The sequence below is a fragment of the Rhizobium sp. NZLR11 genome, from assembly GCF_019685115.1.
GTDB lineage: Bacteria > Pseudomonadota > Alphaproteobacteria > Rhizobiales > Rhizobiaceae > Rhizobium.
The window spans coordinates 86,602-101,746 of record NZ_JABDWD010000010.1; the positions used below are offsets into that span (position 1 = coordinate 86,602).

Genomic DNA, 15,145 nt, shown 5'->3' on the forward strand with positions numbered 1-15,145 from the left:
CTTGGCACCGGCCAGGAAAGATACGGGGAACATGTCACCCAGCGACGCAAGCCGCCTGCTGCGCGATACCGGCCTGCCGAAATGGGCGCTGCTGCTGGCGCTTTCGCTCGCTTTCACCGTCTTCCTCGAACTCTTCGCCCTGCCTGCCTCGCTGCTGATCGGGCCGATGGTCGCAGCGATCTTGCTGGCGCTCGCCGTCGGCAAGGGAAAGCTTCATGTGCCCTTCTGGCCGCTGCAGCTCGGCCAGGTCCTCGTCGGCCTCATGATGGCGCGCACCATTACGCCAGACATTCTCGGCACCATGGCAAAGGACGCACCGCTCTTTCTGCTGTTCATCTTCTCGGTCATCGCCATCGCCACCAGCCTCGGTTGGCTTCTGACACGCTGGCAGGTCCTGCCGGGAACGACTGCCGTCTGGGGCTCCTCGCCGGGCGGCGCGTCCGCCATGGTCATCATGTCGGAGGCGTATGGCGCCGACGCCCGCCTCGTCGCCTTTATGCAATATCTGCGCGTCGTCTTCGTCGCCGTCGGCGCCTCTGTGATCTCGCGCCTGTGGGTGGCGGCCGACGGTGCCGAGCCGCCGCCGCTCGTCCTCTTCCCCGAAGTCGACTGGCCGGCCTTTGCGGCGACGTTAGCTTTTGCGGCCTTTTGTACCTATGGCGTAAAACGTCTGCGCATCCAGGGCGGCACGATCATCGTGCCGCTCTTTCTCGGCGCCTTTCTGCAGGGCTCGGGCCTCCTGAAGATCGAGCTGCCGATGTGGCTGCTTGCCATCGCCTATGCGCTCGTCGGCTGGAGCATCGGCCTGCGTTTCACCCGTTCGATCATCAACCACGTGGCGCGCGCCCTGCCGCGGGTATCGGCCTGCATCCTCCTGCTGATGGCGCTCTGCGGCTGCATGGCGGCTGCCCTTCATATTTTCGCCGGCATCGATCCGCTGACGGCCTATCTCGCCACCAGCCCCGGCGGCGCCGATTCCGTCGCCATTATCGCCGCCTCCAGCGATGTCGACGTGCCCTTCGTCATGGCGATGCAGACCGGCCGTTTCCTGGTGATCCTGATGATCGGCCCGATGCTCGCCCGCTTCACCGCCCGCCGTTCAGGCCTTGCGGAAAACCCCGTGTAAAGCGCCGCGCAGAGTTGTGGACGAGCGTTGCCCACTGGCCAGGCGTCATGCCATAGGCCTTCTTGAAATGCCGGTTGAGATGGCTCTGGTCGGCAAAGCCCGTTGCCGCTGCCGTATCCGAAATCCCCTCGCCTGCGCCGATCATCGCCCGCGCCTGCTGCAGCCGCCGCATCAGCAGGTAGCGATGCGGGCTGGTGGCGAAGGCCGTCCGGAAATGCCGCGACAACGCGAAACGGTCGAGCCCGGTCACCGCCTCGAGTTCACCGGAGCGTACCGGCCGCGTTGCATGCGCCTCGAGATAATCCCGCGCCGCCCGCGCCTGCCGCCAGGCAACGCCGCCGAGCGGCCGGCGCGGCATCGACGCATGCCGGGACAGCCCGCCCGCCACCTGCGACAGGAAATCGTCGACGAAAAGCTCATCCAGTTCGCGGTCGAGTTCGCTGAGAGCGGCGAGCAGCACACCCGCCAGCGCCGGATCGCCGATGACGGGTTCGTCGACGAAAGGCAGGCCGACCCCATCCGCCTCCAGGCATTCGAGAAGCAACGACGGCTCCAGGTAGAGCATACGGTATTGCAGCCCGTCCTCGGTCCCTGCCCCGCCGTCATGCTCCTCGTCCGGATGCAGCACGATCACCTGCCCCGGCAGGCTGAAACGTTGCTCACCGCGATAGCGGAAGGTCTGCACCCCCTTCAGCGTCAAGCCGAGCGCATAGGTGTCGTGACGGTGCGGCTCGAAGGCATTGCCTGAGAATTGCGCCCCGATGCGCTCGATGCCGGGAAAAGCCGGCGCCGCCAGGATGGCGTTGCCGGATGGTCCTGCGCACAAACGTTCAAGACCTTCGAAGGCCTGCGGATGTAGATCCTGGCTCAATGGGCCCGATACTCCATGACCGATACAGAGGTAACTGTCCGATGTTTGATACCAAAATTGCCGTCGTCCTGCGAAACAATCTTGCCGGCTGGCAGAAGCTGAACGTCACCGCCTTCCTGATGAGCGGCATCGCCGGCGGGCATCCCGAGATCATTGGCGAGCCCTACAAGGACCGTGCCGGCAATCTCTACAATCCACTATCGATCCAGCCGATCATTGTTCTCTCCGCTGACGAGGCGACGATGTCAGCCGTCCACCGCCGTGCGCTGGAGCGCGATATCACCGCCTCGCTGTTCATCGAGGAAATGTTTGCGACCGGCCACGACGCGGCCAACCGCGCCGTCTTCGCCGAGTTTGCGCCCAACGATGCCAAGGTGGTCGGCATCGCAATACGGGCCGAAAAGAAGATCGTCGACAAAATCACCAAGGGCGCGACGATGCAGCAATAACAAAACGGCCGGGCATGGCCCGGCCGCTTCAAAGACGGAAAAATCCCACTCAGCCCTGGGTGATCGGCGCGATCTGGATTTCGACGCGGCGGTTCTGGGCGCGGCCGGCCTCGCTCGCATTGGAAGCGACCGGCTGCGAAGGGCCGAAGCCGACGGCTGACACGCGGCGCTGGTCGATTCCCTGGCCGCCGAGGTAATCGGCAACCGAAAGCGCGCGGCGCTGCGACAGGTCCTGATTGTGTTGCAGGCTGCCGGTCGAATCCGTATGGCCATTGACGTCGATCAGCGTGCGATTGAATTTGCGCAGTACGATCGCCACCGAATTCAGCGTCGGATAGAAGCCCGGCTTCACCGCGTCCTGGTCGACGTCGAAGGTGATGTTCGACGGCATGTTGAGGATGATGTTGTCGCCGTTGCGGGTCACCGAAATGCCGGTGCCTTCGAGCTGGGCGCGAAGCTCGGATTCCTGCTGGTCCATGTAATTGCCGATCGCGCCGCCGGCGAGTGCGCCGACGCCGGCGCCGATCAGCGCTGCGTTGCGCTTGCCGTGGCCGCCGCCACCGACAGCCACGCCGACGAGAGCGCCCCCGAGGGCGCCAAGCGCCGCGCCGCCCGCCGTATTGGAAACCTTCTGTTCACCGGTATAGGGATCGGTCGTCGTGCAAGCGCTGAGATAGCTTGCTGCAACAGCCAGAAGTAGGAATTTCTTGATCATGGACAGGTCGGTCTCCGTTCAAAGCTGATGCGAGCAAATGGCAAGGATTGCGGCAAGAAAATGAAGATGTGCTGTTGATAAGGGAATTTCAGTCGCCGAAACAGGCGCCATGTTGCGGGAATGCGCTGATATCACCGGTTTTGACAGATCGACCACGCTTACGGGCAGCAAGGTGCGACGATAAGCCCGGTAAGAAGGCCCGAATGCATGTCGCCCGGAAGTGTGCAGCGGTTCCGGGATAACGACATACATAAAAACAAAGACTTAAAGCGCGAGAAGCGAATCCGAAGGATCGCGACGCGCTTTAGGGGCCGTCTCGAACCACGAGGGTGGCGGGCTGGGCGATCGCTTAGAAATTCTGGAACAACTGCCTTACCGTATCATAAGTGGCATTTGCGATATTCAGCGATTGCAAGCCGAGCTGCTGCTGCGTCTGAAGCGCCTTGAGCTTGCTGGACTCCTCCTCCATGTCGGCATCGACGAGGCGGCCGATGCCGGCGGTGTTGTTATCGTGCAGTTTGGTGGCAAAGTCGTTCTGCAGGTTGATGCGTTTTTCCAGCGCGCCGAAGGCCGAACCGACCGTCGTCAGCTGCGTCAGCGCCGCATCGACAACGCTGATCATCTGCCCGATCTGGCCTTTCGTCATACCCTTTGCCACCGAGATCACCACCTGGCCGGCCGTGGTGCCGTTCTTGCTCGTCATCAACACGTAGTTCTGTGCGGCGCCGAGTTCGGTGGCGAAATTGGACGAGGTCAGCACGCCATATTCACCGGAACCGGTGGCACGGTCGTCGATCAGATAGCGCGCATCCTTGGAGGTCGTGGCTCCGACCGGCGTCGTGTCGATATGATAGCTCAGCATGCCGACGGAGACCGTCCCGTCGGCATTGCGGATGAAGGAGGCCGGAATCTGGCGCGGCTGCGTCGGCGTCGCGTCGTTGTTGAGGATCACCCAATTGTCGCTGTTGAAGGTTGCTGATTCAGAAACACTGCGCAGTTGCTCCTGCAACTGCTTGATCTCTTCATCGACCTTGTTCTTGTCGATGCCGTCTTCGGTTGCGGCAACCAGCTTGGCTTTGATCTCGGAGACGACGTCGATGACGTTCTGGACGCCGGTATAGGCTGTGCCCATCGTCGCAGCCGCCATGCCGAGCGCATCCTGGATCGCCGAAACCGCCTTGTTGTCAGTGCGCGCGGTGGTGGCGACCGACCAGTAGACGGCATTGTCGGCGGCTTTTGCGACACGCATGCCGGTCGTGATGTGGTTCTGCGTGACCGTCATATTCCGGTTGATATCGCGCAGCACATGAAGCGCCGCGTCCACGGAGACGCGCTGATAAATACTCACGGGAACTAAACTCCAAAACGCAAAACAGACGCAAACGACACAAGAAATGAACCGTTGCCGCGCGGACATTCATGTCCGAGGTCGCTGGAACTCCAGCGAATTGCAGCCTTCAAGAAATGAAGAAGACCAGCCGGTTACTGGTAACGATAATTGCCGTTTATGCTTAACAAACGGCTAAACTTCGGAAGTAATTTATCTTATTTCGTAAGGTTCATAGCCCATAAAAATGCCGTCAGACGGGATCCGGCGGCGCTTAAGTCGGATGTGAACTTTACTCGGCGGCCTGAAGCTGCTCCTCGGCGGATGCTGCGCGCGGCCGGGTGGCGACCGCCATCTCCTCGTGTAGCCGCGCTTCTTCATGAGCGTGCGGCTTGGCGAAGCGGGCAAGCAGCAGGTAGGCGACCGGCGTGATGAACAGCGTCACCAGCGTCGCAAAGCCGAGACCACCGACGATCACCCAGCCGAGCGCGACGCGCGCTTCGGCGCCCGCGCCATGGGCAAAGACCAGCGGCACGCCGCCGAGGATGGTGGCGATCATCGTCATCATGACAGGGCGGAGGCGCAACGCGCACGCCTTCTCAATCGACGAGCGCACGTCCTCGCCCCGGTCACGCAGCTGATTGGCGAATTCGACGATCAGAATACCGTTCTTCGCCATGACGCCGACGAGCAGCACCAGGCCGATCTGGCTGTAGATGTTGAGGCTGGAGCCGGTGATAACAAGCGCGAACACGGCGCAGGCAAGGCCGAGCGGTACCGTCGACATGATGATCAGCGAGGAGAGCACGCTTTCGAACTGCGCCGCCAGCACCAGGAAGATGATGACGATGGCAAAGCCGAAGGTCAGTGCCATGCCATTTGAATTCTCTTCCAGCGTCGCGGCTTCGGCGAGCGGCAGTAGGCGTGCGCCAGCCGGCAGCAACGGCTGCGCAAGCTGCGTCACCTGCTTGACAGCATCGCCGAGCGACATGCCGTTTCTGAGACCGGCAGTGATCGCGACCGAGGCGAGCTGCTGCTCGCGGTTGAGCTGCGGCGCGACCGAACCTTCCTTCATCGTGGCGATCACCGACATCGGCACGATCTTGCCGTCGCCGGTTTTCAGGAACACGTTCTCTAGGTCGGTCGGATCGTCAATCGGCCGCGTCGTCGACGTCAGAAGCACGGGGTAGGATTCGCCATCGACGAAGACGTCGACCACCGAGCGCCCTTCGAGCAGCGACTGGATCGCCGTCGAAAGCCCGGTTATGTCGATGCCGAGATCGGAAGCGCGCTCGCGGTCGATCGCCACCGACACCTGCGCCTGGCTGGGCTCGTTGGTCAGGCGCGGCGTATCGTACTGGCCGGTGGCGTCGAGTGCCTGGACCAGCTTGGCGGCGGCCGCCGTCAGCGCCTCGTGATCATTGCCGATCAACGCCATCTGCAAGCCGCTGCCGGCGCCGCGGATGCGCAGGCTGTTGGAGGAGATGGCGTTGCCGCGCAGGGCCGGCACCCTTGATGCCGCCTGGTTGATGTCTGCGACGATTTCCGCCTGCGTCCGATGGCGCTCCCCCCAGGGAGCGAGCGTCAACACCATGAAGCCGCTGTTCAGCGAACCACCCTGGCCGGAGATCGAGAAGACGTTGCGGATGTCGCCTTTATCGACCAGCGGCTGCAGATATTCCTCGACGAGCTGCATCTTGTCGCGCGTATATTCGAGGCTCGATCCCTGCGGCGTCGTCAGCCGCATCATCACCATCGACCGGTCCTCTTCGGGTGTCAACTCGCTCTTGACTGTGGAAAAGGCGACGAGTGCCGCGCCGGCGAGGATTACCGAAAACAGGATGACGACGAAGGGGGCGTTGAGGCAGCCGTGCAGCGCCCATTTGTAGAGGCGGGCAAGCGCCCCGCCGAAACGGCCGAGCGCGCCGTGATCCTCGATCATCGGTTTGGTCAGCATGCGCGAGGCAAGCATCGGGCAGAGCGTCAGCGCCACGATCGACGACAGCCCGACGGAGAAGGCGAGCACAAAGCCGAATTCACGGAAGAGGCCGCCGACCTGTCCCGGCAAGAAGGATAGCGGTATGAACACAGCCGCGAGAGTCGCGGTCGTGGCGATAACGGCGAAGAACACCTCGCGTGTTCCAAGCACGGCCGCCGCGCGCGGCCCCATGCCTTCAGCGCGCCGGCGCACGATGTTTTCGAGCACCACGATCGCGTCGTCGACGACGAGGCCCGTTGCCAGCACGATCGCGAGCAGCGTCAGAATGTTGATCGAGAAGCCGACCATATAGATCGCCGCCAGCGTGCCGATCAGCGCCACCGGCATGCTGACCGCCGGGATCAGCGTCGCGCGCCAGTCGCGCAGGAAGAGATAGATAACGGCGGTGACGATAACGGCGGCGAGCACCAGCGCCAGCACCACCTCATGGATCGCACCCTGGATGAAGACGGCGTCATCGCTGGTGATCGCGATCGTCGTGCCCTCCGGCAGCGTCTTCGACAGCTGCTCGACGGCGGCCTTGACGCCGGTCGAGATATTCAGCGTGTTCGACTGTGCCTGGCGGATGATGCCGAGGCCGATGCCCGGCTTGCCGTTGGAGCGCAGCGCCGTTTCGCCGTCGCGTGGTCCGAGCGTCACCGTCGCGACATCGCCAAGCCTGACACGGTCCTGCAGCATAACCTTGGAAAAATCTGCCGGCGTCTGCAGGTTGGCGGTGGCGCGCACCACGATATCCTGCGTATTGCTCTTCAGCGATCCCGCCGGCACGTCGAGTGCAGCGTTGTCGAGCGACTTCGTCAGATCGCCGATGGTCAGTCCCCGGCTCGCCAGCGCGCCCTGGTCGACATCGACGCGGAAAACCTTCTCCTGGTCGCCATATTCCTCAACGTCGGCGACGCCGTCGACAGATGCGAGGCGGTCGATCACCTCGTTTTCGACGAGTTGTGTCAGGTCGTCCATGTTGAGCTTGGTGGAGGTGACGGCAAGACGCATGATCGCCGAGGAATCCGAGTCCGCCTTGACGATCTGCGGCGCATCCGCTTCGTCAGGCAGGTTCTGGGTGATGCGGCCAATCGCGTCGCGCACGTCGTTGGCGGCGACGGCGAGATCGATCGCATCGGAGAATTCGAGCGTCACCCGGCTCTGGCCGAAGGAAGAGGTCGATGAGATCGATTTCAGACCGCTGACACGCGCCACCGCGCCCTCGATCACTTTGGTCAGTTCCTGGTCGATCGTCTGCGGCGATGCGCCGTCGAAGGTCGTGCGCACAGTGACGACGGGACGGTCGACATCCGGCAGTTCACGCACCTCGACGCCGACGTAAGCCGCAAGGCCGGCGACGACCATCAGCGTGTTGAACACCAGCGCCAGGATTGGCCGGCGAACAAAAAGCGCAGTGAAGCTCTGCTTGCCCGACGGCCTGTCCTGATGGATCTCGGTCACGCTCACTGGGTGGCGACCTCCGCATTCGCGGCGACATCGGCGCTCAGACGCACCGCCCCGCCTTCCCGCACGCGCTGCAGACCCTGCGTCACGATCTTGTCGCCGTCTTTGAGGTCGGCTTTGACGAGCACGAAATCCGGGTTGCGCTGCACGACGCTGACCCGCACCTTGCGCGACTTGTCGTCGTTGACCCGCCAGACGAAGGAGCCCTGCGAATCCCACTGCACCGAGACGGGATCGACTGCCGGATATTTGTCGCCGGCAAATTTCATGCTGACGCTGAAGGACATGCCGGCGCGCAGCTCATCCGAACTGTTGCCGATCTTGGCGCGCAGGCGAAGCGTGCGGCTTGCCGCGTCGATGCGGTTGTCGACGGCCTCGACCATACCCGAAAATACCTGTCCGGCTTTTGCCACCGACATCGCCTCGACCGGCTGACCGAGCGATACCGTGTTGGCGAAGCGCTCCGGCACCCAGAAGTCGACGAGAATTTCCGACCGGTCGTCGAGCGTGACGATCGGGATGCTCGTCGTGACGTTGTCGCCGATGTTGACCGGTAAGATACCGACGATGCCGTCGATCGGCGCGATAATGTTGCGCCGGGCGAGATTGAGTTCGGCGGCCTGCAGCTGCAGCCGCGCCCCCTGCTCGGCGATCTCGGAATCGAACACGTCCATGCGCGACACGCTGGACTTGATGTTGTGATAGAGATTGGATTTCTCGACGGCAGCCTTGACTGCCACATCCGCCTGGCCGCGGGCGATCACCTGCTCCTCGCTGTCGAGCGTGGCGAGCACCTGGCCGGCCTTCACCCTGTCGCCCGACTTGATGAGGATTTCGCGGATCGTACCCGATGCTTGGGGCGTGACCGCGACCGAGCGGATCGCGTCACCCGTGCCGATGGCGTTCAGCCGGTCGTTGACGACGCCCTGGACAACGGCCTGCGTCGCAACGAGGATGGCGCTGTTGCGCCCGTCGGCATTTCGGCGGTTCTGCCCCTGTCCCTCACCACGTTGCTGCCCTTGCGCCCGCGCGGGAGCGTCGGCATCCGCGGTCCCCTCAGCCTTTGGCGCGATCTTGGAAACGATGCTGCCTGGAATACCTGCATCGCGCATCGTATCGCCGGCACCGGGCACAAAGAAAACCCACGCGGCGAAGCCGGCAACAATGACGATGAGCGAAAGTACAAACTGCTTCCAAAAAGCCATTCACGTCTCCGGAGGGACTCGAGGTTGGACCAGGGTCGGTCGAAAGAGGCGCTGCGGGATCAAGATTCCCGTCTGATGCGACAATATCGCGCGTTTACAGCTTACCGGCAAGCATAAGCAGCCGGCATTACCGATTTGTAATATCAGCAAAGAATGGAAATAACCCGGCCGCTCACTTTTGCTTGAACAAACCCCTGCCATGCCTTTAACACCGCCGATTGTCGGGCGAGATGCCGTCCAGAATCGCTGCCGATGTGGTTGGATTTCTGAAGCGCCCCGCGATCTTTCAGATTCGCGCCTCGCGCTTTAGCGCTTTGTATTTACGCATGTCGTTAGCGCAAAACCGCTGCACACTTTTGCGCGACACGCCTTAGCGACGCATCGACCACCGCAGGCCCATCACAGCCGTAATCCCCAGTATTGGCCACACCGCCCAGAACTGCCCCGTCCAGGTGAAAAGGTTGATGCCGGCAATACCGAGCGCCACGATCGCCAGCGAGGCGATCCTGCGGTTGAACCGCGTCTGGTCGCGGTTCCAGGCGAGCGCCGCGACGACGGCGAGCGCAAGCACTGGAAAGCACGCCCAGAAAACGCCCTGCCACGATAAAAGATTGATGCCGATCAAGACAGCGGCGATGACGCCGAGCACACCGAACAGCCTGCGCCTGCCAGGTGCCGGTCTTGCCTCGGCGATCTCAGCCGCCGGCTGCGGCCGCGCGGGGCCGGATCGTTGGCGAGGCGGCGTCTCGTCCTTGGCATTGCCGATCTTCACCGCATAGCTCGGCACGCCTTCATCGACGTTCTTCACCATCAGCGGCCCGAGGAACTCAAAACCGACCGCGACCTTGTTGCGAACCTGATCGTAGACGGTACTGGATATGACGATGCCGCCGGCCGAGGCCGAGGCCTGCAGCCGCGCGGCAATATTGACGCCGTCGCCGTAGATGTCGTCGTCTTCGACGATCACATCGCCGAGATTGATGCCGATGCGAAACAGCATGCGTCCGTCTTCCGGGCGGCGGGCGTTGAAACCGGCAAGTTCGTTCTGCGTATCGACGGCCGCGCGCACCGCCTCGACCACGCTTGGGAAATCGGCGATCAGCCCGTCACCCCAGGTATTGATGACGCGGCCGCCATGGCTTTCGATCAGGCGCCCCATCGCCTCCCGGCAGCGCTTCAGGCTCGCAAGCGTCCCCTCCTCGTCAGCCCCCATCAGCCGCGTGTAGTCCTGCACGTCAGCGCAGAAGATCGTCGTCAGCTTGCGCCGCGTTTCACTCATGGTCTCTCGTCTCCGCGCTATCCGCCCCCGGCCACAGAACGATATGGGCGGTTGCAGTGGCGGTAGATTACGAAGCCTTTGCGTTTGTTGCCATCGATAATTGTTGATTGTCGACCCACATCACCTCCAACCGCGCCGCGTCGACCACACCTCACCCGATGTCCGCCATAAGACGGGCTTCCGAGGTTCGTGACAAAATTGCCAGCATTGAAAAGCCAGAGGATTTGCGATGGCGGCTTTCGGCCCGAGCAGCCGTCATCGCCATGATGGCCGTCATGCGTCACCGCGCCAACGCCATGCCGCCGCAAAAACGATGCGACATTTAAGACCGGCAATTGATCCGCTGGTCGATCCAGGAAATCCGCCGGATTGCGCCCGCCTCGCGCGACGGCGAATTGAGCCTTCGAGCCTTCCTGCGTCATCACGTGGTCGCTTTGGCGACGGGCCACCCAGCCGCCGCGAGGCAAGCTCGCGTCACATCCAAAATGCAACTATATGTTAGGAACTGCCCGTCGCCCCGACTCCGTTTTGGTCGGCCGGAGCGACTGGTTCGTCACTGCGGATTGGCGCTCTTCTGGAAGGCATCGTCAATCATCTTGTTGAGGCCGCCCCTGATCCGGTCGAGATCGAGGTTCTTCCTGAACTCCTCCCGCTGCTTGATGCTATCGAGCGTGGATTCCATGACGTTTGCCGGATTGAACGACGGCGGGAACGACCGAGGCGGAAACTCCTTGAAGGTAGCCACGAACTCGAACACCTCCTCCATCATCCCGTAGGCGGAACCGACGTGGTTGAGCTGCCAGTCCCAGAAGGTATTGGATGTGATATCCGCGCGCTCGAAAGGGTCCTGGAACAGGTTGAATATCTTCTGCAGGCGCAGCGTCGTGAACGGTTCCGCCCACAGGCCCATCGTTCCTTCCTTGCGCTGCTCGGAGAAGACATATTTGTAGTCGCCTTGGCGCATCGCCACGAGCAAACCGTCGTCGTCGGAGTAGAAGAACGACTTTCGGACACTCTTCGCGCCATTGTTGTTTGCGGCACTTCCCTTGGCCGCCTTCAGGAAGGTGGACTGGTCGTAGCCGTCGAGGTGCACCTTGTATTCGATCCCGTTGGCGGTGTAGCCGGCCTTCAACTTGCCGACGATATCAGGTTCGCCGGCGATCGCGCACAGCGTCGGTATCCAGTCGTTGTGGCTCATCAACTCGTTGGTGACTGTGCCTGGCTCGATGACGCCGGGCCAGCGCACGAAGCAAGGCACGCGGAAGGCGCCTTCCCAATTGGTGTTCTTCTCCGAACGGAAGTATGTCATCGCCGCATCCGGCCAAGTGTTCATATGCGGACCGTTGTCGCTCGTGTAGAGGACGATGGTATTATTCGCGATTCCCATATCGTCGAGCGATTTGAGCAACGTACCGACCGTGTCGTCGTGCTCCATCATGCCGTCGATGTATTCGCTGTCGCCGTGCGTGTAGCGGCCACGATGACCTTCGCGGACATGGGTCCTCAAATGCATGCGGGTTGCATTGAACCAGCAGAAGAACGGCTTGCCCGCGGACTGCTGCCGCTTCATGTAGTCGATGGCGGCGGCCGACGTCTCGTCGTCGATGGTCTCCATGCGCTTCTTGGTGAGCGCGCCCGTGTCCTCGATCGTCTGCTTGCCGATCTTGCCGAAACGCGGGTCCATAGTTTTGTCGTCCACCTCCGTCGCATTGCAGCGCAGAACGCCGCGCGGCCCGTACTTCGCAAGGTAGGCGGGGTCTTTTGGGTAATCGGGCAGCTCCGGCTCTTCCTCCGCATTGAGGTGATAGAGATTGCCGAAGAATTCGTCGAAGCCGTTCACGGTCGGCAGCGACTCGTTGCGATCGCCGACATGGTTCTTGCCGAACTGACCCGTGGCGTAGCCGAGGTTCTTCAGGAGACCGCCGATCGACGGGTCGAGCTGGCTCATGCCCATCGGCGCACCGGGGAAGCCGACCTTGCTGAGGCCGGTTCGGATGATGTGCTGTCCGGTGAGGAATGCCGAGCGGCCGGCGGTGCAGGACTGTTCGGCGTAGTAGTGCTGAAACTTCAGACCGTCCCTCGCGATGCTGTCGAGGTTAGGGGTCTCGTATCCCATCAGTCCGTTCGAATAGGCGCTGATGTTGGCGACGCCGACGTCGTCGCCAAAGATGATGAGAATGTTAGGCTTGCTTCCTGAAGGCGCGGGCTGCGTCTGGGCCTGGGCGGGCGACGCGGCCGGCACCGCCAGAGCGGCGGCCGTGAGTGCGCTTCCCGCCAGCAGCAGGTCTCGCCGGCTCATGCCGTTATGGTGCTTGTGTTCGGAAAGGTCGTCTTCAGACATGTTGACTGGCTCCCGTAGGTCCGGTTGGGCACGACGCCTTCGGTCAACGGCCCGGGCCTCCCACGCCCATTCGTGGAACGCAATGCGGTCGTCGCTCGTGCCGCTGAGGGCTCGGCATTCCAGCCCCAACGCCGGCAAGCTGACACCACGAGGAAGTTGTGCAAGTACGTAACGGTAAATGACTGCGTAACATCGCGCGCCGCAGGCATGGTCGGTTACTCCAGCGACGACGTCATTTACCGTAACGTACTTCCAGTTTACGCCGCTTCCGCGCGAAGCTACCCTCTCCAACATCGGAGGCGACGACGGCTTTGGCATTCGACACCGAAAACGAAACCCCGGCAGCGCCTGACGGAATGATCTTGATTCCCGGCCGGATCTTCACGATGGGATCGAACGACCACTATCCCGAGGAGGCGCCCGCCCATCCCGTGGAGGTCGACGGCTTCTGGATCCATGAGACGCCCGTCACGAACAGGCAGTTCACGGAGTTCGTCAAGGCAACGGGCCATGTTACGATGGCGGAGAAGGCGCCTGATCCGAAAGACTATCCGGGAGCACTTCCGAACATGCTGAGAGCCGGATCGCTCGTCTTCACGCAGCCGAAGTCGGTCAGCGGTCCGGATATTGCGCAGTGGTGGAGCTTCAAATTCGGCGCGACCTGGCGGCGTCCTCTCGGAGGCCTCAGCGATCTGCGTGGAAAGCTCGACCATCCGGTCGTGCATGTCGCCTGGTCGGATGCGAACGCCTACGCCGACTGGGCCGGTCTCAGCCTGCCGACCGAGGCCGAATGGGAGCTTGCCGCCCGCGGCGCGATCGAGGACGCCGAGTATGCCTGGGGCGATCACATCATGCCCGGCGACATCGTCATGGCCAACACCTGGGCCGGCACCTTTCCGACGCATTCGACGAAGCCGAAAGGCACCGAGCGAACGAGCGCGGTCAAGACCTATCCGCCGAACGGCTACGGCCTCTACGATATGATCGGCAACGTCTGGGAATGGACCGACGACTACTGGTCGACGCGACATCCGGAACCGGCAAAGCACTCCTGCTGTATCCCGAGCAATCCACGCGGCGCCGGTGCCGAAGGGAGTTACGATCCCCGCCAGCCGGAGATCAGGATTCCACGCCGCGTGCTGAAAGGCGGCTCGCATCTCTGCGCTCCGAACTACTGCCGGCGATACCGTCCCGCCGCCCGCCATGCCGAGCCGGAGGACACTTCCACCAGTCATGTGGGGTTCCGATGCGTGAAGAGAGCGGCCAGGGAGAAATCAGATGAGAATTCGTTTACAAGCCACTGATACAATTATCACTTCCATCGTCGCCTGGATCGTCCTCATGCTGATCGGCGCCTTTCCTGTGCTGGCGCAAGAGATCCTTCCATCATGGAGCGACACCGTCGCCAAGACCAGGATCGTGGGATTCGTCAAGGCGACCACGACCGAAGGCGGCGACGGATACGTCGCTCCGCAGGACAGGATCGCGGTCTTCGACAACGACGGCACTCTCTGGTCGGAGCAGCCCTTTTATTTCCAGCTCGGCTTCATGCTCGACCGGGTGAAAACACTGGCACCGCAGCATCCGGAATGGAAGACGAAAGAGCCGTTCAAGAGCATTCTCGAAGGCGATCTCAAGGGGATCGCCAAGGGCGGCGAGAAGGGCATCGTCGAGCTGGGAATGGCGACGCATGCCGGCATGACCACCGACCAGTTCGCCAAGATCGTGACCGACTGGTTCGCCACGGCCAAGCATCCGAAGACGGGCAGGCCGTATGACGAGATGACGTTCCTGCCGATGCGGGAGCTGCTCGACTACCTCAGGGACAATGCCTTCAAGACCTATATCGTCTCCGGCGGCGGCGTCGAGTTCATGCGCCCGATCACCGAAAAGGCCTACGGCATCCCGCCCGAGCAGGTCGTCGGCAGCACGATTGCGACCGAATATGCTGTCGTGGGCGACGTCCCTGTGTTGAAGCGGCTGCCGAAGATCGACTTCGTCGACGACGGTCCCGGCAAGCCTGCCGGCATCAACAAGTTCATCGGCAGGAAGCCGATCTTTGTCGCCGGGAACTCCGATGGCGATTACGAGATGCTGCGTTGGGTCACAGCGGCGAAGGGACCTGCCTTTGCGATGATCGTGCATCACACCGACGCGGAGCGGGAATACGCCTACGACCGGAAGTCCGAGTTCGGGAAGCTCGACAAAGCCCTCGACGAGGCCGAGCGGCGAAACTGGCTGGTGGTGGACATGAAGGCGGACTGGAAGAAGGTCTACGGCTTCGAGAACTAGAGGCCGCGTGTCCAGTAAGACGAAGGACGCCCTACAGCGCCGCGCGTCTTTTCAGACGCGCAAAGGACGCTGTAGCACTTTGAATTGCTGCATAA

12 protein-coding genes are annotated in these 15,145 nt (G+C 62.3%); 5 read left to right on the forward strand and 7 right to left on the reverse strand.

Annotation, left to right across the window (positions count from 1 at the left end; genetic code table 11):
* Window positions 1–31 precede the first annotated feature (31 nt).
* Window positions 32–1,126, forward strand: a complete 1,095-nt coding sequence (locus HJB83_RS18615; protein WP_221132074.1) for an AbrB family transcriptional regulator — start codon at window positions 32–34, stop codon at window positions 1,124–1,126.
* Here HJB83_RS18615 and HJB83_RS18620 read toward each other — a convergent pair.
* Complete coding sequence (locus HJB83_RS18620) at window positions 1,086–1,997, reverse strand: AraC family transcriptional regulator (protein ID WP_221132075.1); 912 nt, start codon at window positions 1,995–1,997, stop codon at window positions 1,086–1,088. The two genes, HJB83_RS18615 and HJB83_RS18620, sit on opposite strands and share 41 nt — an antisense overlap.
* Before the next feature lie 41 nt (window positions 1,998–2,038).
* Between HJB83_RS18620 and HJB83_RS18625 the strand changes: the two genes are divergently transcribed.
* The gene (locus HJB83_RS18625; protein WP_221132076.1) at window positions 2,039–2,446 is read left to right on the forward strand and encodes a DUF2000 family protein; all 408 of its coding nucleotides are present in this window, start codon (window positions 2,039–2,041) and stop codon (window positions 2,444–2,446) included.
* A gap of 49 nt (window positions 2,447–2,495) precedes the next feature.
* Here HJB83_RS18625 and HJB83_RS18630 read toward each other — a convergent pair whose 3' ends face one another.
* The 5 genes from HJB83_RS18630 to HJB83_RS18650 form a co-directional block, all read right to left on the reverse strand.
* Window positions 2,496–3,161: an OmpA family protein gene (locus tag HJB83_RS18630; protein ID WP_003564977.1), complete on the reverse strand. Its 666-nt coding sequence runs from the start codon at window positions 3,159–3,161 to the stop codon at window positions 2,496–2,498.
* Between the two features lie 349 nt (window positions 3,162–3,510).
* Complete coding sequence (locus HJB83_RS18635) at window positions 3,511–4,509, reverse strand: flagellin (protein WP_221159576.1); 999 nt, start codon at window positions 4,507–4,509, stop codon at window positions 3,511–3,513.
* A gap of 271 nt (window positions 4,510–4,780) precedes the next feature.
* Complete coding sequence (locus HJB83_RS18640; protein ID WP_221132078.1) at window positions 4,781–7,936, reverse strand: efflux RND transporter permease subunit; 3,156 nt, start codon at window positions 7,934–7,936, stop codon at window positions 4,781–4,783.
* On the reverse strand, window positions 7,933–9,138 hold the full coding sequence (locus HJB83_RS18645; protein ID WP_207581095.1) for an efflux RND transporter periplasmic adaptor subunit: 1,206 nt from the start codon (window positions 9,136–9,138) through the stop codon (window positions 7,933–7,935). Before HJB83_RS18645 ends, HJB83_RS18640 begins: the two co-directional genes overlap by 4 nt.
* Window positions 9,139–9,508: 370 nt before the next feature.
* The gene (locus tag HJB83_RS18650) at window positions 9,509–10,417 is read right to left on the reverse strand and encodes an adenylate/guanylate cyclase domain-containing protein (RefSeq protein ID WP_221132079.1); all 909 of its coding nucleotides are present in this window, start codon (window positions 10,415–10,417) and stop codon (window positions 9,509–9,511) included.
* Between the two features lie 107 nt (window positions 10,418–10,524).
* Here HJB83_RS18650 and HJB83_RS18655 point away from each other — a divergent pair, with 107 nt between their 5' ends.
* Window positions 10,525–10,743 (forward strand): hypothetical protein, encoded by a 219-nt coding sequence (locus tag HJB83_RS18655; RefSeq protein WP_221115779.1) that lies wholly within the window; start codon window positions 10,525–10,527, stop codon window positions 10,741–10,743.
* Window positions 10,744–10,970: 227 nt separating this feature from the next.
* Here the strand turns inward: HJB83_RS18655 and HJB83_RS18660 are convergent, their stop codons facing one another.
* On the reverse strand, window positions 10,971–12,758 hold the full coding sequence (locus tag HJB83_RS18660) for an arylsulfatase (RefSeq protein ID WP_221132129.1): 1,788 nt from the start codon (window positions 12,756–12,758) through the stop codon (window positions 10,971–10,973).
* A gap of 356 nt (window positions 12,759–13,114) precedes the next feature.
* On the opposite strand from HJB83_RS18660, the gene HJB83_RS18670 reads away from it, so the two are divergent.
* Both HJB83_RS18670 and HJB83_RS18675 read left to right on the forward strand, forming a co-directional pair.
* A complete protein-coding gene (locus HJB83_RS18670) occupies window positions 13,115–14,062 on the forward strand; it encodes a formylglycine-generating enzyme family protein (protein ID WP_221132130.1) in 948 nt (315 codons plus the stop codon).
* Window positions 14,037–15,050 (forward strand): HAD family phosphatase, encoded by a 1,014-nt coding sequence (locus HJB83_RS18675; RefSeq protein ID WP_221132080.1) that lies wholly within the window; start codon window positions 14,037–14,039, stop codon window positions 15,048–15,050. Before HJB83_RS18670 ends, HJB83_RS18675 begins: the two co-directional genes overlap by 26 nt.
* Window positions 15,051–15,145: the final 95 nt, after the last annotated feature.